Origin of the sequence: Paraburkholderia sp. EG287B (genome assembly GCF_040965595.1) — a bacterium.
Taxonomy (GTDB): Bacteria; Pseudomonadota; Gammaproteobacteria; order Burkholderiales; family Burkholderiaceae; genus Paraburkholderia.
Genome location: NZ_JBFRCG010000003.1, coordinates 88,720 through 112,350 on the forward strand (window position 1 = coordinate 88,720; position 23,631 = coordinate 112,350).

Annotated in this window: 19 protein-coding genes; 18 read left to right on the plus strand and 1 reads right to left on the minus strand. The window is 64.4% G+C overall.

Annotation, left to right across the window (positions count from 1 at the left end; genetic code table 11):
• The first annotated feature begins 19 nt into the window (after nt 1–19).
• From AB4Y40_RS05720 to fdhA, 5 genes are all read left to right on the plus strand, one after another.
• Entirely contained in the window at nt 20–322 is a 303-nt protein-coding gene (locus tag AB4Y40_RS05720; RefSeq protein WP_368686789.1) for a sarcosine oxidase subunit delta, read from the plus strand.
• Complete coding sequence (locus AB4Y40_RS05725; protein ID WP_368686790.1) at nt 319–3,327, plus strand: sarcosine oxidase subunit alpha family protein; 3,009 nt, start codon at nt 319–321, stop codon at nt 3,325–3,327. The genes AB4Y40_RS05720 and AB4Y40_RS05725 overlap by 4 nt, the downstream gene beginning before the upstream one ends.
• Nucleotides 3,317–3,952 carry a sarcosine oxidase subunit gamma gene (locus tag AB4Y40_RS05730; protein WP_368686791.1) on the plus strand — a complete coding sequence of 212 codons (636 nt, stop codon included), beginning with the start codon at nt 3,317–3,319 and terminating at the stop codon, nt 3,950–3,952. The genes AB4Y40_RS05725 and AB4Y40_RS05730 overlap by 11 nt, the downstream gene beginning before the upstream one ends.
• A complete protein-coding gene (locus tag AB4Y40_RS05735) occupies nt 3,949–4,446 on the plus strand; it encodes a dihydroneopterin aldolase (RefSeq protein ID WP_368686792.1) in 498 nt (165 codons plus the stop codon). The genes AB4Y40_RS05730 and AB4Y40_RS05735 overlap by 4 nt, the downstream gene beginning before the upstream one ends.
• Before the next feature lie 175 nt (nt 4,447–4,621).
• Nucleotides 4,622–5,818 (plus strand): formaldehyde dehydrogenase, glutathione-independent, encoded by a 1,197-nt coding sequence (gene fdhA, locus AB4Y40_RS05740; RefSeq protein ID WP_368686793.1) that lies wholly within the window; start codon nt 4,622–4,624, stop codon nt 5,816–5,818.
• Between the two features lie 571 nt (nt 5,819–6,389).
• Here the strand turns inward: fdhA and AB4Y40_RS05745 are convergent.
• Nucleotides 6,390–7,418: a GlxA family transcriptional regulator gene (locus AB4Y40_RS05745; RefSeq protein ID WP_368686794.1), complete on the minus strand. Its 1,029-nt coding sequence runs from the start codon at nt 7,416–7,418 to the stop codon at nt 6,390–6,392.
• Between the two features lie 455 nt (nt 7,419–7,873).
• Between AB4Y40_RS05745 and AB4Y40_RS05750 the strand changes: the two genes are divergently transcribed.
• The 13 genes from AB4Y40_RS05750 to AB4Y40_RS05810 all read left to right on the plus strand — a co-directional run bounded on the left by AB4Y40_RS05750 (nt 7,874) and on the right by AB4Y40_RS05810 (nt 23,621).
• Nucleotides 7,874–9,157 (plus strand): serine hydroxymethyltransferase, encoded by a 1,284-nt coding sequence (locus AB4Y40_RS05750; protein WP_368686795.1) that lies wholly within the window; start codon nt 7,874–7,876, stop codon nt 9,155–9,157.
• Nucleotides 9,158–9,207: 50 nt separating this feature from the next.
• The gene (locus tag AB4Y40_RS05755; RefSeq protein ID WP_368686796.1) at nt 9,208–10,179 is read left to right on the plus strand and encodes a dipeptidase; all 972 of its coding nucleotides are present in this window, start codon (nt 9,208–9,210) and stop codon (nt 10,177–10,179) included.
• 93 nt (nt 10,180–10,272) lie between these two features.
• The gene (locus AB4Y40_RS05760; RefSeq protein ID WP_368686797.1) at nt 10,273–10,806 is read left to right on the plus strand and encodes a DUF5943 domain-containing protein; all 534 of its coding nucleotides are present in this window, start codon (nt 10,273–10,275) and stop codon (nt 10,804–10,806) included.
• Between the two features lie 63 nt (nt 10,807–10,869).
• Nucleotides 10,870–12,933: an FAD-dependent oxidoreductase gene (locus tag AB4Y40_RS05765; protein ID WP_368686798.1), complete on the plus strand. Its 2,064-nt coding sequence runs from the start codon at nt 10,870–10,872 to the stop codon at nt 12,931–12,933.
• A gap of 3 nt (nt 12,934–12,936) precedes the next feature.
• Entirely contained in the window at nt 12,937–14,865 is a 1,929-nt protein-coding gene (locus tag AB4Y40_RS05770) for a (Fe-S)-binding protein (RefSeq protein WP_368686799.1), read from the plus strand.
• A 4-nt stretch (nt 14,866–14,869) separates the two neighbouring features.
• A complete protein-coding gene (locus tag AB4Y40_RS05775; RefSeq protein WP_368686800.1) occupies nt 14,870–16,039 on the plus strand; it encodes an FAD-binding protein in 1,170 nt (389 codons plus the stop codon).
• Nucleotides 16,036–16,848 (plus strand): electron transfer flavoprotein subunit beta/FixA family protein, encoded by an 813-nt coding sequence (locus AB4Y40_RS05780; RefSeq protein WP_368686801.1) that lies wholly within the window; start codon nt 16,036–16,038, stop codon nt 16,846–16,848. Before AB4Y40_RS05775 ends, AB4Y40_RS05780 begins: the two co-directional genes overlap by 4 nt.
• Before the next feature lie 49 nt (nt 16,849–16,897).
• Entirely contained in the window at nt 16,898–18,139 is a 1,242-nt protein-coding gene (locus AB4Y40_RS05785) for an aromatic ring-hydroxylating dioxygenase subunit alpha (RefSeq protein ID WP_368686802.1), read from the plus strand.
• A gap of 35 nt (nt 18,140–18,174) precedes the next feature.
• Nucleotides 18,175–19,320, plus strand: a complete 1,146-nt coding sequence (locus AB4Y40_RS05790; protein ID WP_368686803.1) for a 2Fe-2S iron-sulfur cluster-binding protein — start codon at nt 18,175–18,177, stop codon at nt 19,318–19,320.
• 112 nt (nt 19,321–19,432) lie between these two features.
• The gene (locus AB4Y40_RS05795; protein ID WP_368686804.1) at nt 19,433–20,293 is read left to right on the plus strand and encodes a glycine betaine ABC transporter substrate-binding protein; all 861 of its coding nucleotides are present in this window, start codon (nt 19,433–19,435) and stop codon (nt 20,291–20,293) included.
• 229 nt (nt 20,294–20,522) lie between these two features.
• A complete protein-coding gene (locus AB4Y40_RS05800; protein ID WP_368686805.1) occupies nt 20,523–21,695 on the plus strand; it encodes a glycine betaine/L-proline ABC transporter ATP-binding protein in 1,173 nt (390 codons plus the stop codon).
• Nucleotides 21,688–22,584, plus strand: coding sequence for a choline ABC transporter permease subunit (gene choW / locus AB4Y40_RS05805; RefSeq protein WP_368686806.1), 897 nt, complete (start codon nt 21,688–21,690; stop codon nt 22,582–22,584). Before AB4Y40_RS05800 ends, choW begins: the two co-directional genes overlap by 8 nt.
• Before the next feature lie 44 nt (nt 22,585–22,628).
• Complete coding sequence (locus tag AB4Y40_RS05810) at nt 22,629–23,621, plus strand: GlxA family transcriptional regulator (RefSeq protein ID WP_368686807.1); 993 nt, start codon at nt 22,629–22,631, stop codon at nt 23,619–23,621.
• Nucleotides 23,622–23,631 lie beyond the last annotated feature (10 nt).

Genomic DNA, 23,631 nt, shown 5'->3' on the forward strand with positions numbered 1-23,631 from the left:
GTCGACAGGAGATCCAAACATGTTGATCATTGAATGCCCGTGGTGCGGTCCCCGCGCCGAAGTCGAGTTCACATGCGGCGGCGAAGCCGACATCGCGCGTCCGCTCGAGACCGACAAGCTCACCGACGAGGAGTGGGGCGACTACCTCTTCATGCGTCACAACCCGCGCGGCGTGCACAAGGAGCAGTGGCTGCACGCGCAGGGCTGCCGCCGCTGGTTCAAGGCGACGCGCGACACTGTCACCTACGAGATTCAGAGTTACGAGACCTTCGGCGCGGCAAATGAAGCGCAAGGCGACAAGCAAGGGAGCACGCAGCGATGAGCCAGAAGAACCGCCTCGGCGCCGGTGGGCGCGTGAACCGCGCGATTCCGCTGAACTTCACGTTCAACGGCCGCACGTATCAGGGCTTCCAGGGCGACACGCTCGCCTCGGCGCTGCTCGCCAACGACGTGCATTTCGTCGCGCGCAGCTTCAAGTACCATCGCCCGCGCGGCATCATGACGGCCGACGTGGCCGAGCCGAACGCCATCGTGCAACTCGAGCGCGGCGCGTATACGGTGCCCAATGCGCGCGCGACCGAAGTCGAACTGTACCAGGGGCTCGTGGCGACGAGCGTGAACGCCGAGCCTAGCCTCGAGAACGATCGCATGGCGATCAACCAGAAGTTCTCGCGCTTTCTGCCGGCGGGCTTCTACTACAAGACCTTCATGTGGCCGCGCAAATGGTGGCCGAAGTACGAGGAAAAGATTCGCGACGCCGCCGGTCTCGGCAAGGCGCCCGAAGTGCGCGACGCCGATCGCTACGACAAATGCTTCGCGCATTGCGATGTGCTCGTGGTCGGCGGCGGCCCCGCCGGTCTCGCGGCGGCGCATACGGCGGGCGCAACCGGCGCACGCGTGATCCTGGTGGACGACCAACGCGAACTGGGCGGCAGCCTGCTGTCGTGCAAGGCCGATATCGATGGCCGTTCTGCGCTCCAGTGGGTCGAGAAGATCGAAGCCGAACTCAAGCAGATGCCCGACGTGAAGATCCTGTCGCGCAGCACGGCGTTCGGCTATCAGGATCACAATCTCGTGACCGTGACGCAGCGTTTGACGGAGCATCTGCCGGTGTCCACGCGCCAGGGTACGCGTGAGCTGTTGTGGAAAATCCGCGCCAAACGCGTGATTCTCGCGACGGGTGCGCACGAGCGTCCCATCGTGTTCGGCAACAACGATCTGCCGGGCATCATGCTGGCCTCGGCGGTATCGACGTATATCCATCGCTATGGCGTGCTGCCGGGGCGCAATGCGGTCGTGTTCACGAACAACGACGCGGGCTACCGTTGTGCGCTCGACCTGAAGGCATGCGGCGCGACCGTCACGGTCGTCGATGCGCGCGCCCAGGGCAACGGCGCGTTGCAGGCCGCCGCGCGCCGCCAGGGCGTGAAGGTGATGTACAACGCGGCCATCAACTGTGCGCATGGCAAGCAGCGTGTGAGTTCAGTCGACGTGGTGGGCTACTCGAACGGGCAAGCTGGCGCGCAGCAGGCCACGCTCCCATGCGATCTCGTCGCCGTGTCGGGCGGCTTCAGCCCGGTCCTGCACCTCTTCGCGCAGTCGGGCGGCAAGGCGCACTGGAGCGACGCGAAGGCGTGCTTCATGCCGGGCAAGCGCGTGCAGGAGGAAGTGAGCGTTGGCGCGGCGGTGGGCGAATTCGGCCTGGCCCGCGCGCTCACGCAGGGTGTGGACGGCGGCATCGACGCGGCGAAGTCGCTCGGCTTCCCGCTCAAGCGGCCCGCGGTGCCCAGGGCCGCCGAGGTCGAAGAAACGCCGCTGCAGGCGCTGTGGCTGGTGGGCAGCCGCAAGGATGCGGCGCGCGGGCCGAAGCAATTCGTCGACTTCCAGAACGACGTTTCGGCAGCGGACATTCTGCTCGCCGCGCGCGAAGGCTTCGAATCGGTCGAGCACGTGAAGCGCTACACGGCGATGGGCTTCGGCACCGACCAGGGCAAGCTCGGCAATATCAACGGCATGGCGATTCTCGCCAGCGCGCTCGGCAAGACGATTCCCGAAACGGGCACGACGACGTTCCGCCCGAACTACACGCCCGTCACGTTCGGCACGTTCGCGGGGCGCGAACTGGGCGACATGCTCGACCCGATCCGCAAGACCTGCATTCACGAGTGGCACGTGCAGCATGGCGCGGAGTTCGAGGACGTGGGCAACTGGAAGCGCCCGTGGTACTACCCGAAGAGCGGGGAGAATCTGCACGCGGCCGTGAAGCGTGAGTGTCTCGCGGTCCGCAACAGCGTCGGCATTCTCGATGCTTCCACGCTGGGCAAGATCGACATCCAGGGGCCCGACGCCGCGAAACTGCTCAACTGGGTCTACACGAACCCGTGGCTCAAGCTCGAAGTGGGCAAGTGCCGTTATGGCCTGATGCTCGACGAAAACGGCATGGTGTTCGACGACGGCGTGACGGTACGCCTCGGCGAGCAGCACTACATGATGACGACCACCACGGGCGGCGCGGCGCGCGTGCTCACGTGGCTCGAACGCTGGCTGCAGACCGAGTGGCCCGACATGAAGGTGCGTCTGGCTTCCGTCACCGACCACTGGGCGACGTTCGCCGTGGTCGGTCCGAAGAGCCGCAAGGTGCTGCAGAAGGTGTGCAAGGACATCGACTTCGACAACGCCGCGTTCCCGTTCATGTCGTATCGCAACGGCACGGTCGCGGGCGTGAAGTCGCGCGTCATGCGCATCAGCTTCTCGGGCGAGCTGGCCTATGAAGTGAACGTGCCGGCCAACGCAGGCCGCGCCGTCTGGGAAGCTCTGATGGAGGCCGGCGCCGAGTTCGACATCACGCCGTACGGCACGGAAACGATGCACGTGCTGCGCGCCGAGAAGGGCTACATCATCGTGGGCCAGGACACCGATGGCTCGGTCACGCCTTTCGACCTCGGCATGGGCGGTCTCGTCTCGCAGACGAAGGACTTCCTCGGCCGCCGCTCGCTCAAGCGCTCGGACACGGCGAAGGAAAACCGCAAGCAGTTCGTCGGACTGCTGACCGACGACGCGCAATACGTGCTGCCCGAAGGCGGCCAGATCATCGCGCCCGATGCGCAAGCGCGGTCCGACGGCACGACGCCGATGATCGGTCATGTGACGTCGAGCTATTACAGCCCGATCCTGCAGCGCTCCATCGCGCTCGCGGTCGTGAAGGGCGGCTTGAACAAGATGGGCGAGCGCGTGGTGATACCCATGGCCGATGGCCGGCGCGTGAGCGCGCAGATCGCGAGCCCGATTTTCTACGACACGGAAGGAGTGCGTCAGCATGTTGAATGAAACGAAAGACCCCCTGCCGGTCGCGGAGCGCGTCGTCGGCGTGCGCCTGGAGTCGCCGCTCGTAGGCGCAGCGGATCTGGTCAAGGCGCAGGAGGGACGCGCCTCGAAAGCGTTCGCCATGCGCGAGCTGCCGTTCCGCGACCTCGTGAACGTGCGCGGCGAATTGAGCGACCCGGCGTTCGTCGCGGCGTTCGCCAGCGTGGTGGGCTGCGAGCCGCCTGCAGCGCCGAACAGCATCGCGCGCAGCGAGCATTACGACGTGCTCTGGCTCGGACCCGACGAATGGCTCGTGCGCTCGCTCGCGCCTGTGCAAACCGGCATGCTCGAAGCGAAGCTGACCGCCGTGCTCGGCGACGTCTATGCGGCGGCCGTGGACATCGGCAGCGGCAACACGGTGATCGAGATCGAGGGCACGCGAGCGCGCGACGTGCTCTCGCGCGGCTGCCCGCTCGACCTGCATCCGCGTCTCTTCAAGCCGGGTCAATGCGCGCAGAGCGTGTATTTCAAGGCTTCGATCGTGCTGATTCCCACGGGCGACGACCGCTTCGAAATCGTCGTACGCCGCAGTTTCGCCGATTATTTCTGCCGCATGATGGTCGACGCCGCGGCGTCGGTCGCGCCATGAAGATCGTCGATGCCGCGTTCGAGCCGGCGCTCGGCGCGCTGGGTGCAATCGGTGCGCTCGGCGCGCACGACGAGCCGCGCGGGCGCGGCTGGAGTGTATTCGTGGAAGCGTTGAGTGTGCCGGCGCGCATCGGCATCTATCCGCACGAGCACGGTTCCCCGCAGCCGCTCGTGATCGACGCGCAGCTCGGCTATCGCTGCATGCCGCACGAAAAGAACGCGACGGGTGAAGCAGGGGACTGGATCGACTACGACGGCTATTGCACGCGCCTTGCCGACTTTCTCGGGCACAAGCCGCACACGCGGCTGCTCGAAACGCTGGTGGCGGACATGGCGGCGTTTTCGTTTCGCGAATGGCCCGCGCTGGAAACGCTCAGGCTCGCGGTGCACAAGCCGAAGATCCGGCCGGGCACGCGGCGCGTGGGCGTGGGGCTCGACTGGACGCGCGCCGACTATCGGCAATGGATACGGGCTGACGGGGGCGGGCGGCCGTAGCAGGCGAGACGCGTAGCCCGATGTCGGCGCAAAGCAAGGGCGCGTCGCTTTTTGCACATCGTCGTATGCGGCGGGCAGGCTACGCTCGAAGCATCGTTGGCTTGCGCGGAGTCCGCGCGAGGCAACGCCATCTAGTGAGCAGCGTTGCGAGCTGCATCGAACAGGAGACAGCGAGATGAGCGGTAATCGAGGCGTCGTGTATCAAGGGCCGGGCAAGGTCGAGGTGCAGAACATCGCGTATCCGAAGATGGTCGATCCGAGCGGACGCTCGATCGGCCATGGTGTCATTCTGAAGGTGGTCAGCACGAATATCTGCGGCTCGGACCAGCATATGGTGCGCGGGCGCACGACGGCGCCCGTCGGTCTCGTGCTGGGCCACGAGATCACCGGCGAAGTGGTGGAGGTGGGCAACGACGTCGAAACGCTGAAGATCGGCGACCTCGTTTCCGTGCCGTTCAATGTGGCGTGCGGGCGCTGTGCGATGTGCCGCGAGCAGCACACGGGCGTTTGCCTGAACGTGAATCCGTCGCGCGCGGGCGGTGCTTACGGCTATGTCGACATGGGCGGCTGGATTGGCGGCCAGGCCGAGTACGTCCTCGTGCCGTATGCCGATTTCAACCTGCTGAAGTTTCCGGACCGCGATCAGGCGATGTCGAAGATCCGCGATCTCACGTGCCTCTCCGATATTCTGCCCACGGGCTATCACGGCGCAGTCACGGCGGGCGTGAAGCCGGGCTCGACCGTTTATATTGCGGGCGCGGGTCCGGTGGGGATGGCGGCAGCAGCTTCGGCGCGTTTGCTCGGGGCGGCCTGCACGATCGTCGGCGACATCAATGCCGAACGGCTTGCGCATGCGAAGGCGATGGGTTTCGAAGTGGTCGATCTGTCGAAAGACGCGACGCTTGGCGAGCAGATCGAGCAGATTCTCGGCAAGCCGGAAATCGATTGCGCTGTGGATTGCGTGGGTTTTGAAGCCCACGGGCATGGCGCTTCCGGTCACTCGGAAGAGGCGCCGGCCACGGTGCTCAATTCGCTGATGGAAATCACGCGGCCCGCGGGGATGATCGGCATTCCTGGGCTGTACGTGACCGACGATCCAGGTGCACGCGATGTGGCCGCGCAGCATGGCAGCCTGAGCATCCGGTTCGGGCTTGGCTGGGCCAAGTCGCATACTTTCCATACGGGGCAAACGCCCGTGCTCAAGTACAACCGCAATCTCATGCAGGCGATTTTGTTTGATCGGTTGCCGATCGCCAAGATCGTTAATGTGTCGGTTATTTCGCTTGATGAAGCGCCTGCGGGGTATAAGAAGTTTGATGGGGGCGCGCCGCGGAAGTTTGTGATTGATCCGCATGGGTTGTTGGCGGCCTAGCTTTTGGTTTTGGCTTTTGGCCGTTTTCTTGTGGGTTTTCTTGTTTTCGCGTCGGTATGCAAGCGTTGCCCCTGTGCGGGGCGGCACCTACTTTCTTTGCAGCGGCAAAGAAAGTAGGCAAAGAAAGCCGCTCAAATCGCCAGCGCCTGCCACGGTTCACATCTCGCCGTAAATGGTGAATGGCTCCGGAGCGTCTGTCGCCTCGCACCACCCAGGTTAGTGACAAGGCGCTCATCCTTCCGGCGGCGCTGCGCGCGCCGAAGGGCATAGCTAAAACCCTGTGGTGCGCGTGCATTCTCGCGAAGCTTGAAATGCCTCGTGGTTTCCCATGCAGACCCAACCGCAGCGCGCGAAGCGAGCAGCGGGATGAATGAGCCCTTTGTCAATCACTTTGGTGGTGCAAGGTGACAGACGCTCCGGAGCCATTCGCCATTTACGGCGAGATGTGAACGGTGGCAGGCATTAGCGGTTTGAGCGGCTTTCTTTTGCCTACTTTTCTTTGCCGCTGCAAAGAAAAGTAGGTGCCGCCCCGCACAGGGGCAACGCTGGCATACCGCCGCGAAACCAAGTTTCAAACATGAACGACAGGCGCAGGTAAAACAGCGCCCGGGACAGGCGAATCCAACCCAGAAAGCGGTGCCACCCGCTTCCTCCGCTCCCCAGTAGGCGCACTCCCAAAAGCATCCCGATAGCTCTTGCTAAAGTGACAAGCCGACTGAAACCCGCAGGCCATCGTAATCTGCATAATCGACATATCGGTTTGCAGCAGCAGTTCACGCGCCCGCCGCAACCGCAGCGTCAAATAGTAATGCGTCGGCGTCATGCCAAGATGCTCATGAAAGAGCCGCTGCAACTGCCGCTGTGACATATTCGCAAGCCGCGCGAGCTCTTCACGCGAAAGCGGCTCCTCGATATTGTTCTCCATGAGAGAAATGACTTCGAAGAGCGACTTGTTCGCGGACCCGAGCCGCGCGACGAGCGGCATGCGCTGCTGGGCAGACGTATCGCGCACATGCTCGACTACGAACTGCTCGGCGATCTGCGTCACGCGCGCAGTCCCCACGCGCGCCGTGATGAGGTGCAGCATCATGTCGAGCGGCGCGACGCCGCCCGTGCAGGTCACGCGGTCGCGGTCGATGACGAAGAGCTCCTTGAGAAAACGCGTCGAAGGAAACTCCTCCTTCAGCGCCGACATGTTTTCCCAATGGATCGCGCAAGCATACCCCGCCAGCAACCCAGACTTCGCCAGCGCATAGGTCCCCGTGCACAGGCTGCCCAACGCCACACCCATGCGCGCGAAACGGCGCAGCGCAGCGAGATGGGCGGGCGTAGTGGCCCGCTGCACATCGATGCCCCCGCAGACGAACACGATATCGGGCTTCCCCACGCATTCGGCCGGGCCGGTGTCGATGGAAAGCCCGTTGCTCGACGCGACCGGGCCGCCCTCCGGGCTGATGATCGACCACCTGTAAAGCGGCTGCCCGCTCAGGTAGTTAGCCATACGAAGAACTTCGATGGCGTTCGTGAACGCGATCATCGTGAAGTCGGGCAGCGGCATGAACGCGAAGTGCGCTAACGACGCTGTGCGATCCGGCAGCATGGGGGACGATTCCTTGTGATCGGTAGCCTGATGCCCAATGGAGGCCCGGTGAGGCCGGGGGGCCGGCTACGCTACCGCAATTTTCGAATTTGGCGGGTCCAGTGTGCCATGCGGCAAAACCCTGAGTCATCTGGACAAAAAAGCCGGACGCGGGAAATAGGACGAGAGTGCGGGATTGGTGCACTGCGATGCACGATAAATAATTTGGATTGGGAAACATGGGGCACGGCGCACCGTTAGCGGGCGCCCTAACGAAGCCACTTGTGAAAAATGGACGCGGATGGCGGAAAAGGAAAAGAACGCGTCTGAATTTCGACGTTGAGCGCCAATTCGAACGACAAGAATAGAACCGTCGGTCCCCAGCCGGTCAAGCGGATTCAAAGCCGCTCTGAAGCCAGTCGCGACGGGGCCTCCAGCATTGCAGGAAGTCCTTCATTCATCGTCACGGAAGCCCTATGTCGAACACTCAACCTTTCTTTTCGCAAACGCTGGCGCAGCGCGATTCGGTAATCCGCAGCAGCATCCTGAAAGAACTCGAGCGGCAGCAGTCGCAGGTCGAAATGATCGCGTCGGAAAACATCGTGTCGCGCGCCGTGCTCGAGGCCCAGGGCTCGGTGCTGACCAACAAGTACGCGGAAGGTTATCCGGGCAAGCGCTATTACGGCGGCTGCGAATTCGCCGACGAGGTGGAAGCGCTTGCCATCAGCCGCATCAAGCAACTGTTCAACGCCGGCTTCGCCAACGTGCAGCCGCATTCGGGCGCACAGGCCAACGGCTCGGTCATGCTCGCGCTCGCCAAACCGGGCGACACGGTGCTCGGCATGTCGCTCGACGCGGGCGGCCACCTCACGCACGGCGCCAAGCCGGCGCTTTCGGGCAAATGGTTCAACGCCGTGCAGTACGGCGTGAACCGCGAAACCATGCTGATTGATTACGACCAGGTCGAAGAACTCGCGCAGCAGCACAAGCCCAGCCTCATCATCGCGGGCTTTTCCGCATATCCGCGCGCACTCGACTTCGCGCGCTTTCGCGCCATCGCCGACGCGGTCGGCGCGAAGCTGATGGTGGATATGGCGCATATCGCGGGCATCATCGCGGCAGGGCGTCATCAGAACCCCGTCGAGCACGCGCACGTCGTCACCTCCACCACGCACAAGACGCTGCGCGGCCCGCGCGGCGGCTTCGTGCTGACCAACGATGAGGAGATCGCGAAGAAGATCAACTCGGCCGTGTTCCCCGGCCTGCAGGGCGGCCCGCTCATGCATGTGATCGCGGGCAAGGCGGTCGCGTTCGGCGAAGCGCTCGAAGCCGGCTTCAAGACCTATATCGACAGCGTGCTCGCCAATGCGAAGGCGCTGGGCGAAGTGCTCAAGGCGGGCGGTGTCGATCTCGTGACGGGCGGCACCGACAACCATCTGCTGCTCGTCGATCTGCGGCCCAAGGGCCTGAAGGGCAATCAGGTCGAGCAGGCGCTGGAGCGCGCCGGCATCACCTGCAACAAGAACGGCATTCCGTTCGACGCCGAAAAGCCCACGGTCACCTCGGGCATTCGCCTCGGCACGCCGGCCGGTACGACGCGCGGCTTCGGCGTGGACGAATTCCGCGAGATCGGCCGCCTGATTCTCGAAGTGTTCGACGCGCTGGGCGTGCATCCCGAAGGCGACGCCGCCACCGAGCAGCGCGTGCGCCGCGAGATCTTCGCGCTGTGCGAGCGCTTCCCGATCTATACGCAAGCCTGATTCTTCACACCACCGACTTTCAATTTCATTCGCGAGTTTCGGAGCGGCTAATGAGCACTCTGCACGACAACAGCATCATCATCGACGGCCTGAACATTTCGAAGTTCGAGCGCTCGGTGTTCGAAGACATGCGCAAGGGCGGCGTCACCGCCGTCAACTGTACGGTTTCCGTCTGGGAGGACTTCCAGAAGACGGTGGACAACATCGCGCAGATGAAGCAGCAGATTCGCGAGTACAGCGAGATCCTCACGCTCGTGCGCACGACCGACGACATCCTGCGGGCGAAGCAAGAGAACAAGACGGGCATCATCTTCGGCTTCCAGAACTCGTATGCGTTCGAAGACAACCTGGGCTATATCGAGGTGTTCAAGGAACTCGGCGTGAACGTCGTGCAGCTTTGCTACAACACACAGAACCTGGTCGGCACGGGCTGCTATGAGCCGGACGGCGGGCTCTCCGGCTACGGGCGCGAAGTGATCCAGGAAATGAATCGCGTGGGGATTCTGGTCGATCTTTCGCACGTGGGTGGAAAGACTTCGTCGGATGCGATTGGGTGCTCGAAAAAGCCGGTGACGTACTCGCACTGCTGCCCGTCGGGTCTCAAGGAGCATCCGCGCAACAAGACCGACGAGCAGCTGAAGGAGATTGCCGACGCGAACGGCTTCGTGGGCGTGACGATGTTCGCGCCGTTCCTCAAGAAGGGCCCGGATTCGACGGTCGAGGACTATCTCGAAGCGATCGAGTACGTCGTCGATCTGATCGGCGAGGACCGCGTGGGCATCGGCACGGATTTCACGCAAGGCTACAGCACCGAATTCTTCGACTGGATCACGCACGACAAGGGCCGTTATCGCAGTCTCACGAATTTCGGCAAGGTCGTGAACCCGGAAGGCATCCGCACGATCGGCGAATTTCCGAATCTCACCGCCGCCATGCAAAAGGCCGGCTGGAGCGAAACGCGCATCAAGAAGGTCATGGGCGAGAACTGGATGCGCGTGTTCGGCGAAGTCTGGGGCAGCTGATCGCCGGGCCTGACCATGCAGCATGGAAAGGCCATCGTTACCACTTAGAAAACCTAACTAAAAACGCTCGTTGAGTCATTGGAGCCCCACGAAATGCAACCGCAACTGCCGATCGATGTCGATCCCGCCACCGGCGTCTGGACCACGGACGCGCTGCCGATGCTGTACGTGCCGCGTCACTTCTTCACCAACAATCACACCGCCGTGGAAGAGGCGCTCGGCCGTGACGCGTACGCCGAGATTCTCTACAAGGCCGGCTACAAGTCGGCGTACCACTGGTGCGCGAAGGAAGCCGAAAAGCACGGCATTGCCGGCATGGACGTGTTCGAGCATTACCTGAAGCGTCTTTCGCAGCGCGGCTGGGGCCTCTTCACGATACGCGAGGCCGACCCGGCAACCGCGCGCGCGAAGATCGAATTGCGTCATTCGTCGTTCGTGCTGGCGCAACCAGGCAAGGAAGGCAAGCTTTGCTACATGTTCGCGGGCTGGTTCGCGGGCGCGATGGACTGGGTGAACGACACCACAGAAGGCGGCAAGCACGCGCCGCGTTCGCAGTCGAAAGAAGTGCAATGCGCCGCCGAAGGCCACGCGCACTGCGTATTCGAAGTCTCGCCGATCGCCGCCTGAACGACCGCGCGCCCCCGTAATACAGGTCACACCGAAAGACACGAACGCCAGAGGTCGTCTGCGATGCGCTACCCCAATCTGTTCAAACCCTTGACGCTCAATCAGCTCACGCTGCGCAACCGCATCGTCAGCACGGCCCACGCCGAGGTCTACGCGGAGCCGGGCGGCTTGCCGGGCGACCGCTATATCCGCTACTACGAAGAAAAGGCCAAGGGCGGCGTGGGCCTGGCCGTATGCGGCGGCTCGAGCCCGGTGTCGATCGACAGTCCCCAGGGCTGGTGGAAGTCGGTGAATCTCGCCACCGACAAGATCATCGATCCGCTCGCGCGGCTGGCCGAGGCCATGCACCGCCACGGCGCGAAGATCATGATTCAGGCCACCCATATGGGCCGACGCTCCGCCTTTCACGGCGAGCATTGGCCGCATTTGATGTCGCCTTCGGGCGTACGCGAGCCCGTGCACCGTGGCAACGCGAAGATCATCGAGGTGGAGGAGATCCGCCGCATCATCGGCGACTTTGCGGCGGCTGCAAAGCGCGTGAAGGACGCGGGCATGGACGGCATCGAAATCTCCGCCGCGCACCAGCATCTGATCGACCAGTTCTGGAGCCCGCGCACGAACTTCCGCACCGACGAATGGGGCGGCTCGCTCGAAAACCGTCTGCGGTTTGGCGTGGAAGTGCTCAAAGCCGTGCGCGAAGCGGTGGGCAAGGACTTTTGCGTCGGCCTGCGCATGTGCGGCGACGAATTCCACGAAGACGGCCTCGATCACGAGCAACTCAAGGAAATCGCGCAGGCGATGTCGGAGACGGGTCTCATCGATTATCTCGGCGTGATCGGCTCCGGCGCGGATACGCACAACACGCTCGCGAACTGCATGCCGCCCATGGCGCTGCCGCCGGAGCCGTTCGTGCATCTCGCGGCAGGTATCAAGTCGGTGGTCAAGCTGCCGGTCATGCACGCGCAGAGCATTCGCGACGCGGGCCAGGCCGAGCGTCTGCTGGCGAGCGGCATGGTCGATCTCGTGGGCATGACGCGCGCGCAGATCGCCGACCCGCACATGGTCATCAAGATTCGCGACGGCCGCGAGGACGAGATCAAGCAGTGCGTGGGCGCGAACTATTGCATCGACCGCCAGTACAACGGGCTCGACGTGCTCTGCGTGCAGAACGCGGCAACGTCGCGCGAAGCGACCATGCCGCACGTGATCGAAAAATCGCGCGGCCCCAAGCGCAAGGTCGTGGTGGTCGGCGCGGGCCCAGCTGGCCTGGAGGCCGCGCGCGTGGCGCGGCTGCGCGGCCATGACGTCGTGTTGTTCGAGAAGAACGACGCCGTGGGCGGGCAGATTTTGCTCGCTGCAAAAGCGCCGCAACGCGAGCAGATGGCGGGCATCGTGCGCTGGTTCGACATGGAGACGAAACGCCTCGGCGTGGATCGCCGCCTTGGAGTGACAGCCGACGAGAAGACCATTCTCGCGGAAAAGCCCGACATCATCGTGCTCGCCACGGGCGGATCGAGCTTCACGCAGCAGGTTCCAGCCTGGGGCGTGGAAGAGGGGCTCGCCGTGAGCGCGTGGGACATCCTGAGCGGCAAGGTCGAACCGAAGCAGAACGTGCTCGTCTACGACGGCGTGAGCACACATGCGGGCGCAGGCGTCGCCGATTTCATCTCGGGCCGCGGCTCGAAGGTCGAGATCGTGACGCCCGACGTGAAGGTCGCCGACGACGTGGGCGGCACCACGTTCCCGATTTTCTATCGCCGCCTCTATGCGCAGGGCGTGATCCACACGCCGAATTACTGGCTCGACCGTGTGTACGAAGAGGACGGCAAGAAGATCGCCGTGCTGCGCAACGAGTACACGGAGGAACAGGAAGAGCGCGCCGTTGACCAGGTGGTGATCGAAAACGGCAGCACGCCCAACGACGCCTTGTACTGGAAGCTCAAGCCCGAATCGGTCAATCGCGGGCAGGTGGACGTGCACAAGCTCTTCGCGGCCGAAGCGCAGCCGTGCCTTTCCGAAGAACTCGGCAATGGCCGCTTCCTGCTGTTCCGCGTGGGCGACTGCATCTCCTTGCACAACATTCACGGCGCGATCTACGATGCGCTGCGGCTCGCCAAGGACTTCTGAACCATGAATCCGACCTGGCTCATTACCGCGCTGCTGTGGGTGTCGATGGCGGGGCTCGCGTTCGCGGTCGCGAAGCGCGCCGCGTTCTGGCGGGTGGGGCGCGCGGCTGCGCCCGGCTCCGTCGGCGTCGGCAAGCTGTTCAGTATCCCGAAGCGTTATTTCGTCGATCTGCACCACGTGGTCGCGCGCGATCCGTACATCGCCAAGACGCACGTCGCCACCGCGGGCGGCGCCATCGCGGCGCTCGCGCTCGTGTTCATCAACTACGGGTTCGCGATCTATTCGCCGTGGCTCGACAAGCTGATCTTTCTCGCGGCGCTCGCCATGCTGATCGGCGTGGTGTTCGTGTGGCGCCGCCGTCACGCGAAGGCGGTGCCGGCGCGCCTCTCGCGCGGGCCCTGGAATACGCTGCCCTGGCTGCTCGGTTCGTTCGCGCTGGGCGTGGCGCTGTTCACGGTCGTACCGGCGGGCGCCATGTCGGGCGGCTTCGCGGTGCTCTGCGCGGTGCTGATCGCCGTCGGCGCGTTCGCGATGACGTTCGGCGCGGCGCGCGGCGGCCCGATGAAGCATGCCGTGGCGGGGCTGCTGCACCTCGCGTTCCATCCGCGTCAGGAGCGCTTTTCGGCCACGCGCGAGGGCTGGACCGGCAACGGCACGGCCACGCCGCCCACGGCGTTGAAACTCCCCGACATCGAGGAGCAGCAGGAATACGGCGTGGCGAAACCCGTCGAGTTTCGCTGGAACCAGCTGCTGAGCTTCGACGCCTGCGTGCAGTGCGGCAAATGCGAGGCCGCGTGCCCCGCGTTCGCCTCGGGGCAGCCGCTCAACCCCAAGAAGCTGATTCAGGATCTCGTGGTCGGCATGGCGGGCGGCACCGATGCGGCCTACGCGGGCAGCCCCACGCCCGGCATCAAGGTCGGCGAGCATGCCGGCGCGCCGAATGGCCCGATCGTTTCAAACCTGATCGAAGCGCAAACGCTGTGGTCCTGCACCACCTGCCGCGCCTGCGTGCAGGAGTGCCCGATGCTGATCGAGCACGTGGACGCCATCGTCGATATGCGCCGCAATCAGACGCTGGTGCACGGCGAGGTGCCGGGCAAAGGCCCCGAGGTGCTGGCCAATCTGCGCGAAACGGGCACGGCGGGCGGCTACGACAAGGCGGCGCGCTACGACTGGTCGGTCGATCTCAACGCGCCCGTGGCGCAACCGGGCAAGCGCGTGGACATCCTCGTGGTGGCGGGCGAGGGCGCGTTCGACATGCGCTATCAGCGCACGCTGCGCGCGCTCGTGAAGGTGCTCAACAAGGCGGGCGTGAACTACGCGGTGCTGGGTGCACGGGAAACCGATACGGGCGACGTAGCGCGCCGCCTCGGCGACGAAGCCACATTCCAGCAGATGGCGAAGCAAATGATGACGACGCTCGCGTCGCTTAACTTCGCGCGCATCGTCACTGCCGATCCGCACGTCATGCATAGCCTGCGCAACGAGTACCGCGCGCTTGGCGGGCGTTACGAAGTGCTGCATCACACGACCTATCTCGCGGAACTCGCCGCGACCGGACGCATCGCGCCCAAGGCCGTGCAGGCGCTCGCGGAAAAGCGCACGACCTATCACGATCCCTGCTATCTGGGCCGCTACAACGGCGAGACCGAAGCGCCCCGCAAGCTGCTCAAGACCATCGGCATCAAGGTCGTGGAGATGGAGCGCCACGGCATGCGCGCACGCTGCTGCGGCGGTGGCGGCGGCGCGCCGCTCACCGATATCCCCGGCAAGCAGCGCATTCCCGACATCCGCATCGCCGACGCGCGTGCCGTCAACGCCGAAGTCGTCGCCGTGGCCTGCCCGCAGTGCACGGCGATGCTCGAAGGCGTGGTGGGCCCGCGCCCCGACGTGCTCGACGTGGCCGAACTCGTGGCCGCCTCGCTGGAGTGAATCGATGAATACCCTCAAACGAATCGATCCGCGCCGCCCCTTCGTCATTACGGCTGCGGGCCTCAGGCGCATCACGCTGGGCGAAGCCGGCAGCGCAGACTCAAGCGATGCGCAGTGGCTCGCGCAGCATGCGCACGCAAGCGCAGCGAAGCCACGCCGCGTGGTGAGTCATGCGGATCACGTCCTGCTCGTCGTCGCCCACGCCGAACGCGGCGCGCTCGACGATCACGCTTGCCAGGCGATTGCCGCCGCCGCGCTGCTGGCCGATGCGCAAACCGAAGTCGCGCTGCTCGTGTTCGGCGAGCTGAAGGACGATGCCGGGGCACTCGGCGTGGACAAGCTGATCGAACTGCCCGGTTTCGAGCGCCGCACCTTCGCGCCAGAAAGCGCGTTGCGTGCGCTGCAGGCCTGCGCGGCGGCGCTGGCACCGAAGCACGTATTCCTGCCCGACAACGCCAGCGGCGACGGCGACCTCGGCCGCCGCTATGCGGCCGCCGCCGGTGCGAGCGTGGCGACCCACGTGGTCGAGATCGATGCGAAGCACGTGGGCGTGTATGAACAGGCGAAGCGCGCGTGGGCCGAGCGTTCGCTGCCCGACGTGGTCCTGCTCGCGCCGAACGCCGTCGAGGCGAAGCTGCCTTTCGTCGGCGCGGGCGAACGCCTCGCGGGCGATTTCATCCGGCCGGCTACCGACCTCGCGTCGCCATACGAGGACCTCGGGCTCGAAGCCATCGACGCCGCCCAGGTCGCGCTCGAAGAAGCCGATTTCATCGTCTCGGCGGGCAACGGCGTGACCGACATTGCTGCGTTCGGGCGCCTCGCTGGCGCATTCGGCGCGGCGATCGGCGCGAGCCGCGTGGCGGTGGACAACGGCCACTTCACGCGCGACAAGCAGGTCGGCGCGACGGGCAAAACGGTCGAGGCGAGCGTGTATATCGCGTTCGGCATTTCGGGCGCCGTGCAGCACTTGCAGGGCATCAAGGACTGCCGCCATGTGATTGCCGTGAATCTCGACGGCAGCGCGCCGATAGCGAAGCGCGCCAACTTGACCGTGGTCGGCGACGCGCAAGGCACGATCGCCGCGCTGATCGAGCAGGTGCGAGCCGCACGCGCAAAGCGTGGCGGGGCGAGCGCCAACCGTGACGAAGCGCATTCTGCAGGAGTTGCCGCATGAACGCACGCCATGATCCTCAAGGTGGAATCGAGCGCATTGCGGTGCTCGTTTCGGTAGGGCGCCACCCCGTGAGCGGCGCGCCGCGTTACAGCCGCAACGACGCGCTCGCGCTCGACCTCGCGCGCACGCTGGCCGAGCGGCATCGCGCGCGCCTCGACGTGCTGCACGCAGGCGACGCCGCCGATCCCGCACTCGCCGAATACCTCGCGCTGGGCGCGCACGAAGTCGAGGTGCTGGCCTGCGCGCCTTCCGGCGACGCGGCGCGCGTGCTCGCCGAGCGCGTGCGCGGCTACGACCTCGTGCTGACCGGCACGCGCGCCGAGGGCGCGCACGACAGCGGCATGCTGCCGTACCGTGTGGCGGCTGCGCTGGGCGTGCCGATCGTGGGCGGCGCAGTCGATACCGACGTCGACGTCACGACGCGCACCGCCGTGGTGCGCCAGTTTCTGCCCAAGGGTCTGCGCCGTCGCGTGCAGACGGCGCTGCCCGCGGTGATCGCCGTGCATCCGCTCGCGAATGCCCAGCCCCGTTACGCCTATGCGCGGTTGCGCGCAGGCGCGGTGCGGCCCGCGAGCGCAACGTGCGTCAGCGCCGCCGAATCGACCGAAGCTTCCGCATGGTCGGTCGGCCCGATCGAGCGTAAACCCGTGCGGCTGGCCGCGGCGGAAAAGCGTTCAGGCCACGCGCGCATGCTTTCTGCGACCACGACGGAAAGCCGGGGCGGCAACGTCGTAATTGAAGGGAGTTCGGTCGAAAAAGCACAAGTGATCCTCGCGTATTTGCGGGAGCATCAACTCATCGACTACTGATTTTGCTGGCCTGTCGGCAACGAACTGGGATGAAAAATCCGGAGCACACATGAAAGTAACGGCAGAGATTCGCGCGCTGATCGAGCGCCGCCAGGCGGGTTACAGCCTCGAGGCGCCCTTCTACCTGAGCGAGGAGATTTTCGCGCTCGATATGGAGACGATTTTCCGGCAACACTGGATCGAGGTCGCCACGGAAGCGGAGATTCCCGAACCGGGCGACTACGTGACCGTCGATCTGGCGGGCGACTCGATCCTGATCGTGCGCGACGACGACATGCAGGTGCGCGCGTTCCACAACGTCTGCCGCCACCGCGGCGCGCGTCTGTGCAACGAAGAGAAGGGGTCGGTGGGCAATATCGTGTGCCCGTATCACAGCTGGACCTACAACCTCACGGGCGCGCTGATGTTCGCCGAGCACATGGGCGAGCAGTTCGACCGCTGCAAGCACAGCCTCAAGAGCGTGCATGTGGAAAATCTCGCGGGCCTCATCTTCGTGTGTCTGGCCGAAGAGCCGCCCGCCGACTTCGCACTCATGCGCGCCGAGATGGAGCCGTACCTGCTGCCGCACGACCTGGCGGGCTGCAAAGTTGCCGCGCAGGTCGACATCATCGAGAAGGGCAACTGGAAGCTCGTGATGGAAAACAACCGCGAGTGCTATCACTGCGTGGCGAATCATCCCGAGCTGACGATCTCGCTCTACGAATACGGCTTTGGCTACGCGCGCACGGACGCCAACGCGGAAGGCATGGACGCGTTCGAGCGCACCTGCAACGAGCGCGCGCAGCAGTGGGAAGCGATGGACCTGCCGTCGGTCGAGGTCGAAAAACTGCTGGATGTCACGGGTTTTCGCACGCAGCGTCTGCCGCTCGACCGCTGCGGCGAGTCGCAAACGCTGGACGCGAAGGTCGCCTCGAAGAAGCTGCTCGGCGAATTCCGCACGGCCGATCTCGGTGGCCTCTCGTTCTGGACGCAGCCGAATTCGTGGCATCACTTCATGAGCGACCACATCGTGTCGTTTTCCGTGATTCCGCTGTCCGCCGGCGAAACGCTCGTGCGCACGCGCTGGCTCGTTCACAAGGACGCGCGCGAAGGCATCGATTACGACGTGGAGAACCTCACCGCCGTGTGGAACGCGACCAACAACCAGGACCGCACGCTCGTGGAGTATTCGCAGCGCGGCGCGACGAGCAGCGCGTATGAACCGGGTCCGTATTCGCCGTACACGGAAGGGCTCGTCGAAAAGTTTTCGGCCTGGTATATCGGCCGCCTCGCCACGCAGATTGGCGCATAACGCACACGCGTAAAGCAGAGAGAGCGGAGTTTGACATGATGCGAGACGCGGCCCAATTCAATCCACTCGACGCCAGCGACAGCCGGGTCACGCGCCCGGCGTTCTGGGGCGCGCTGCCCGAGCGGTGGACGAGCGAGGTCGAGGAAACCCTCGTGTGCTGCCACGTATGGCAGGAAACGCACGACGTGAAGAGCTTTTTCCTGCGCTCGCCGCAGGGCCGCACGTTCTCGTTCGAGCCGGGGCAATTCCTCACGCTCGAACTCGAGATCGACGGCGAGGCCATCAACCGGTGCTATACGATTTCGTCGTCGCCCGCACGGCCTCATACCATTTCCATTACGGTCAAGCGCGTGCCGGGCGGCAAGGTGTCGAACTGGCTGCACGACAACCTGCGCCCGGGCGTTTCGCTGCGCGTGCTCGGGCCGGCCGGCGAATTCACCTGTGCGCGTCACCCCGCGCCGAAGTATCTGTTCCTTTCCGCAGGGTCCGGCGTCACACCGCTGATGTCGATGAGCCGCGCGCATCACGATCTCGCGGAGGACCGCGATATCGTTTTCGTGCACAGCGCCCGCACGCCCGACGACATCATCTTCGCGCGCGAGCTGGAGCTGATCGCTTCGAGCCGCGCGAATTTCCGCACGTCGTTCGTCTGTGAAAGGGTGGGCGCGCGCACCGATTGGTCAGGCGTGACAGGCTTTCTCTCGCTGCCGCTCCTGAAGTTGATTGCTCCGGACTTCATGGAGCGCGAGATCTTCACCTGCGGGCCTGCGCCTTACATGAAAGCCGTGCGCGATCTGCTCGACGAAGCGGGCTTTGCGCGCGAACGCTATCACGAAGAGAGTTTTTCATTCGAAACGCTTACGGCGGATGCCGAAGCGCCGGTGGAACAGCCGCCGGCGGAATCGTCGGTCGAAACCGCCAGCTTCACGGTCACCTTCGCGAAGAGCCGCCGCGAGATTCAATGCGGTGCACAACAGACCGTGCTCGATGCTGCGCGCCAGGCCGGCGTGCGCCTCGCTTCCTCGTGCAGCCAGGGCATGTGCGGAACCTGCAAGGTCAAGCTCGTTTCCGGGCAAGTGGATATGAAGCATAGCGGCGGCATACGCCAGCGCGAAATCGATCAGGGCATGGCGCTGCTGTGCTGCTCGAAGCCGCTGTCCGACCTCGTCGTCGACAAATAGCGCGCGCGTCGCGCAACGACAAGAACACGTCGTAAATCGACGTTAGCGGCAGATTGTGGCGGGCGAATCTGCATAGGCACGGGGCGCTTGCCCATATCACAGGAGATCGACCATGAAGCTGGCTGGAAAACTCTTTTGGACCGGTGTGTTATCGGCGATGGTGAGCTTGAGCGCCCCGGCGTTTGCCGACGGCAAGCCGACCTTGAAGATCGGTTATGTCGAAGGCTGGGACGACAGCGTCGCGACGTCCAACGTGGCCGCGCGCATCATCGAGAAGCGCTACGGCTATCCGGTGCAGCTCGTGCCGGTGGCCGCGGGCATCATGTGGCAGGGCGTGGCGCGCGGCGACCTCGACGCGACGCTTTCCGCCTGGCTGCCCGTCACACAGGGCGCGTACTGGGCGCAATTCAAGGACAAGGTGGTCGACCTCGGCACGAACTTCACCGGCGCGAAGATCGGCCTCGTGGTGCCCGACTACGTGAGCGCGAAGAGCATCGCCGATCTGAACGCGGACAAGTCGGCGTTCGGCGGGCGCATCGTCGGCATCGACGCCGGCGCGGGCGTGATGCGCAAGACCGACGAGGCCGTCAAGCAATACGACCTCAGCTACAGCGTGATGCCGAGTTCGGGCAGCGCGATGACGGCCGAGCTGGCGCGTTCGGTGGGGTCGAAGAAACCCGTGATCGTCACGGGCTGGACGCCGCACTGGATGTTCGCCAAGTACAAGCTGCGCTTCCTCGACGATCCGAAGAACGTGTACGGCGCGGCCGAGCACGTGGACAACGTGGCCAACCCCGAACTCGAGAAGAAGGCTCCGCAGGTCGTGACGTTCCTGAAGAACTTCCAGTGGAAGCCGGGTGAGATCGATAGCGTAATGCTCGCGATCCAGAACGGCGAGAAGCCCGACGCCGCCGCCGATACGTGGATCGCCGCGCATGGCGACCGCGTGAATGCCTGGGCGGGCACGCAGTAATCGCAAACAATAAAACGGCAGGGGGCCTGCAGCGGCCCCGCCAGATCAGCGCCCATCACGGGCCGCGCGCGGCGCGATTGTGCATATGCAGCATGTAATTTTCTGATGCGGCGCCGTGTCGCCTTTACGTAAGCGTCTGTCGCAATTCGCCATCCCGGCAGGGATTTTTCTGGCAACCATGTAGACATACCGTGCGGGCCGGCGCCTGCCGTTCGAGGAGACGGAGTCGATGAAATCCCCCAAGATCGTGGTCGATGGATTATGCAAGGTATTCGGGCCCAACCCGAAGCTTGCCCGTGAGCTGCTTGCGAAGGGCGCGACGAAAGACGAGCTGTTCGCGAAGACCGGCTATGTGCTCGGCGTGAACAATGCGTCGTTCGAGGTGCATGAGGGCGAGATTTTCGTGCTGATGGGCCTCTCCGGCTCGGGCAAGTCCACGCTGATCCGGCTCATCAACCGGCTCGTGGAACCCACCGCCGGCAAGGTCGTCATCGACGGGCGCGATATTGCGGCCGTGCGGCGCTCGGAACTAGTCTCGCTGCGCCGCACCGACATGAGCATGGTGTTCCAGTCGTTCGCGCTCATGCCGCAGCGCAGCGTGCTCGCGAATGCCGCGTTCGGCCTCGAAGTGGCGGGCGTGGGCCGCAAGGAGCGCGAGCGGCGCGCGCTGGCCGTGCTGGAACAGGTCGGCCTCGCGCCGTTTGCGCAGAAGCTGCCCGCCGAGCTGTCGGGCGGCATGCAGCAGCGCGTGGGGCTCGCTCGCGCGCTCGCGGTGAATCCCTCGCTCATGATCATGGACGAAGCGTTCTCCGCGCTCGATCCGCTCAAGCGCAAGGAAATGCAGAACGTGCTGCTACAACTGCAAAAAGAGCAGCGCCGCACGATCATGTTCGTTTCGCACGACCTCGAAGAGGCGCTGCGCATTGGCAGCCGTATCGCGATCATGGAAGGCGGACGCATCGTGCAGATCGGCACACCGCAGGAAATCATCAGCAATCCTGCCGATGACTATGTGCGCGCGTTCTTCGACGGCGTGGACACGAGCCGCTATCTCACCGCCGGCGACCTCATGCAGCGCGAGGCGGTGCCGCTCATCCGCACGCTCGATGCGAAGAGCGTAGCCTCGTCGCTCAACGGCAGCGCCGATTACGCGTTCGTGCTGGACGCCCAGCGCCGCATCAGCGGTTGCGTCACGCGCGATGCGATCGGCGCCGCGCAGCCGTCGCTGAAGAAAGTCGAGTGCATCAAGCTTGGCACGCCGCTGGAGCAGGTGGTCTCGCGCGTGTGTGCGAACACGACGGCGCTGCCCGTGGTCGACGACGAGGGCCGCTATTGCGGTTCCATCGATCAGGCTGCCGTCCTGAAGGTCATTACGCGTAATCGAGGTGCCGCTCATGTCTGAGATCATTCCCGTCGGCCAGTGGGTCGATCAGTCGGTTCACTATCTGCTCGACCACGACGCCAACAGCTTCGACGCCGTCGGCAAGGCCATCGAGGGCTTCGCCGCACTCGTGGAGCACGGCTTGCAGGCCATCCCCATGTGGGCGCTCATGGCGTTCTTCATCGCAATCGGCCTGTGGCGCGTGGGCTGGCGCTTCGCGATCTTCGCTACCTGCTCGCTATTGCTGATCTACGCAACCGGCTTCTGGGATCAGACCGTCGTGACGCTCGGCCTCACGCTCTCGTCGACGGTGATCAGCCTCGTGATCGGTATTCCGCTTGGTATCTGGACGGCGAAGAGCAAAGTCGTGCATACGATCGTGCGGCCCATCCTCGACCTGATGCAGACCATGCCCGCGTTCGTCTATCTGATTCCCGCCGCGATGCTGTTCGGCCTTGGCCGCGTGCCGGGCATTCTGTCGACCGTGATCTTCGCCATGCCGCCCGCGGTTCGCCTCACGAGCCTCGGCATCAAGCACGTGAACCGCGAGATCGTCGAAGCAGGGCAGGCGTTCGGCTGCACGCCATGGCAGCTGCTGTACAAGGTGCAGTTTCCCAACGCGCTGCCGTCCATCATGCAGGGCGTGAACCAGACCATCATGATGGCGCTTTCGATGGTCATCATCGCTTCGATGGTGGGCGCGGGCGGTCTTGGCAACGACGTGCTCGCGAGTATTCAGCGGCTGGATATTGGCCTCGGTTTCGAAAGCGGGCTTTCCGTCGTGCTGCTCGCCATCATCCTCGACCGCATTACTGAGAGCTTTGGCCGGGCGCCGGGCGCCGTGAAAGCGCCGCTGTTCTCGGGACTCAAGCAACTGATGCGCGTGCGTCCCGCAGTCGTCGAGGCGTAAGCGCTGGAATAACACGATCAACCGCGTTTCCCGAGGAGCGCAATGTGACGACCGACATCGCCGTGCCCGAGCCCGAGACGCGCACGGCATCGTCTCTCCGGAATTTCGGTTTCCTGACGTTGCAGAACTTTTCGATGATCGCGTTTTCGAGTGCGGTCGAGGTTCTGCGCATGGCGAACTACGTGGGGCGCGCGGAGCATTACCGCTGGTCGATCTACTCGCTCGACGGCGCACCGGCCCGCGCAAGCAACGGCATCACGGTGCGCCCCGCGCAGGCGCTCGACCCGGCGTGCCTGCCCGACGTGCTGATCGTGTGCGGCGGCATACGCATACGCGAGATCATGAGCGAGGGCGTGCGGGCGACGCTCGCCATGGTGGCGCAGCGGGGCGTGCCGCTCGGCGGCATCTGCACCGGTGCTTACGCGCTGATGGCGAGCGGGTTGCTGGACGGTTATCGCTGCGCCGTGCATTGGGAGGATCTCACGGTTCTGCACGAGGAGTTTCCGCGCGTGCGTTTCGCCGATGAACTGTTCGTGGTCGATCGCGACCGGCTCACTTGCACGGGCGGCACCGCGCCGCTCGATCTGATGCTCGAACTCGTTGGCGCGCGACTTGGTCAGAGTCTTGCTGCCAAGGTGTCCGAACAGTTCATTCTCGAGCGGATTCGCGGCTCGTCGGATCTGCAGCCTATTCCCGTGGATGCGCGTGTGGGGTTTTCGCGTGCGGAGCTGGTGGAGGTCGTGCGGTTGATGGAGGCGAATATCAAGGAGCCTCTCTCGCTGGAGGAACTCGCGCGGCTCGTTCGGCTTTCGCAGCGGCATTTGCAGCGGATGTTCAAGGCCTATCTTAATGTCTCGCCGACGCATTATTACTTGACGTTGCGGCTCAAGCGCGCGCGGGAGCTGTTGCGGACGACCGATACTTCGATTTCTCGTGTGACCGCTATTTGTGGGTTTAATTCACCCTGCCATTTTAGTAAGGCGTATCGGGTGCAGTTTGGGCATGCGCCTAGTCATGAGCGGCGCGGCGCTGAGTGATTGTTTTTTT

Coding starts and splice junctions, on each gene's coding strand:
- AB4Y40_RS05745 (WP_368686794.1), bottom strand. CDS start 7,418: ATGCTGCCGGATCGCACAGCGTCGTTAGCGCACTTCGCGTTCATGCCG.
- AB4Y40_RS05780 (WP_368686801.1), top strand. CDS start 16,036: ATGAACGCACGCCATGATCCTCAAGGTGGAATCGAGCGCATTGCGGTG.
- AB4Y40_RS05770 (WP_368686799.1), top strand. CDS start 12,937: ATGAATCCGACCTGGCTCATTACCGCGCTGCTGTGGGTGTCGATGGCG.
- AB4Y40_RS05760 (WP_368686797.1), top strand. CDS start 10,273: ATGCAACCGCAACTGCCGATCGATGTCGATCCCGCCACCGGCGTCTGG.
- AB4Y40_RS05800 (WP_368686805.1), top strand. CDS start 20,523: ATGAAATCCCCCAAGATCGTGGTCGATGGATTATGCAAGGTATTCGGG.
- choW (WP_368686806.1), top strand. CDS start 21,688: ATGTCTGAGATCATTCCCGTCGGCCAGTGGGTCGATCAGTCGGTTCAC.
- AB4Y40_RS05720 (WP_368686789.1), top strand. CDS start 20: ATGTTGATCATTGAATGCCCGTGGTGCGGTCCCCGCGCCGAAGTCGAG.
- AB4Y40_RS05790 (WP_368686803.1), top strand. CDS start 18,175: ATGATGCGAGACGCGGCCCAATTCAATCCACTCGACGCCAGCGACAGC.
- AB4Y40_RS05730 (WP_368686791.1), top strand. CDS start 3,317: ATGTTGAATGAAACGAAAGACCCCCTGCCGGTCGCGGAGCGCGTCGTC.
- AB4Y40_RS05785 (WP_368686802.1), top strand. CDS start 16,898: ATGAAAGTAACGGCAGAGATTCGCGCGCTGATCGAGCGCCGCCAGGCG.
- AB4Y40_RS05765 (WP_368686798.1), top strand. CDS start 10,870: ATGCGCTACCCCAATCTGTTCAAACCCTTGACGCTCAATCAGCTCACG.
- AB4Y40_RS05775 (WP_368686800.1), top strand. CDS start 14,870: ATGAATACCCTCAAACGAATCGATCCGCGCCGCCCCTTCGTCATTACG.
- AB4Y40_RS05750 (WP_368686795.1), top strand. CDS start 7,874: ATGTCGAACACTCAACCTTTCTTTTCGCAAACGCTGGCGCAGCGCGAT.
- AB4Y40_RS05725 (WP_368686790.1), top strand. CDS start 319: ATGAGCCAGAAGAACCGCCTCGGCGCCGGTGGGCGCGTGAACCGCGCG.
- AB4Y40_RS05795 (WP_368686804.1), top strand. CDS start 19,433: ATGAAGCTGGCTGGAAAACTCTTTTGGACCGGTGTGTTATCGGCGATG.
- fdhA (WP_368686793.1), top strand. CDS start 4,622: ATGAGCGGTAATCGAGGCGTCGTGTATCAAGGGCCGGGCAAGGTCGAG.
- AB4Y40_RS05735 (WP_368686792.1), top strand. CDS start 3,949: ATGAAGATCGTCGATGCCGCGTTCGAGCCGGCGCTCGGCGCGCTGGGT.
- AB4Y40_RS05755 (WP_368686796.1), top strand. CDS start 9,208: ATGAGCACTCTGCACGACAACAGCATCATCATCGACGGCCTGAACATT.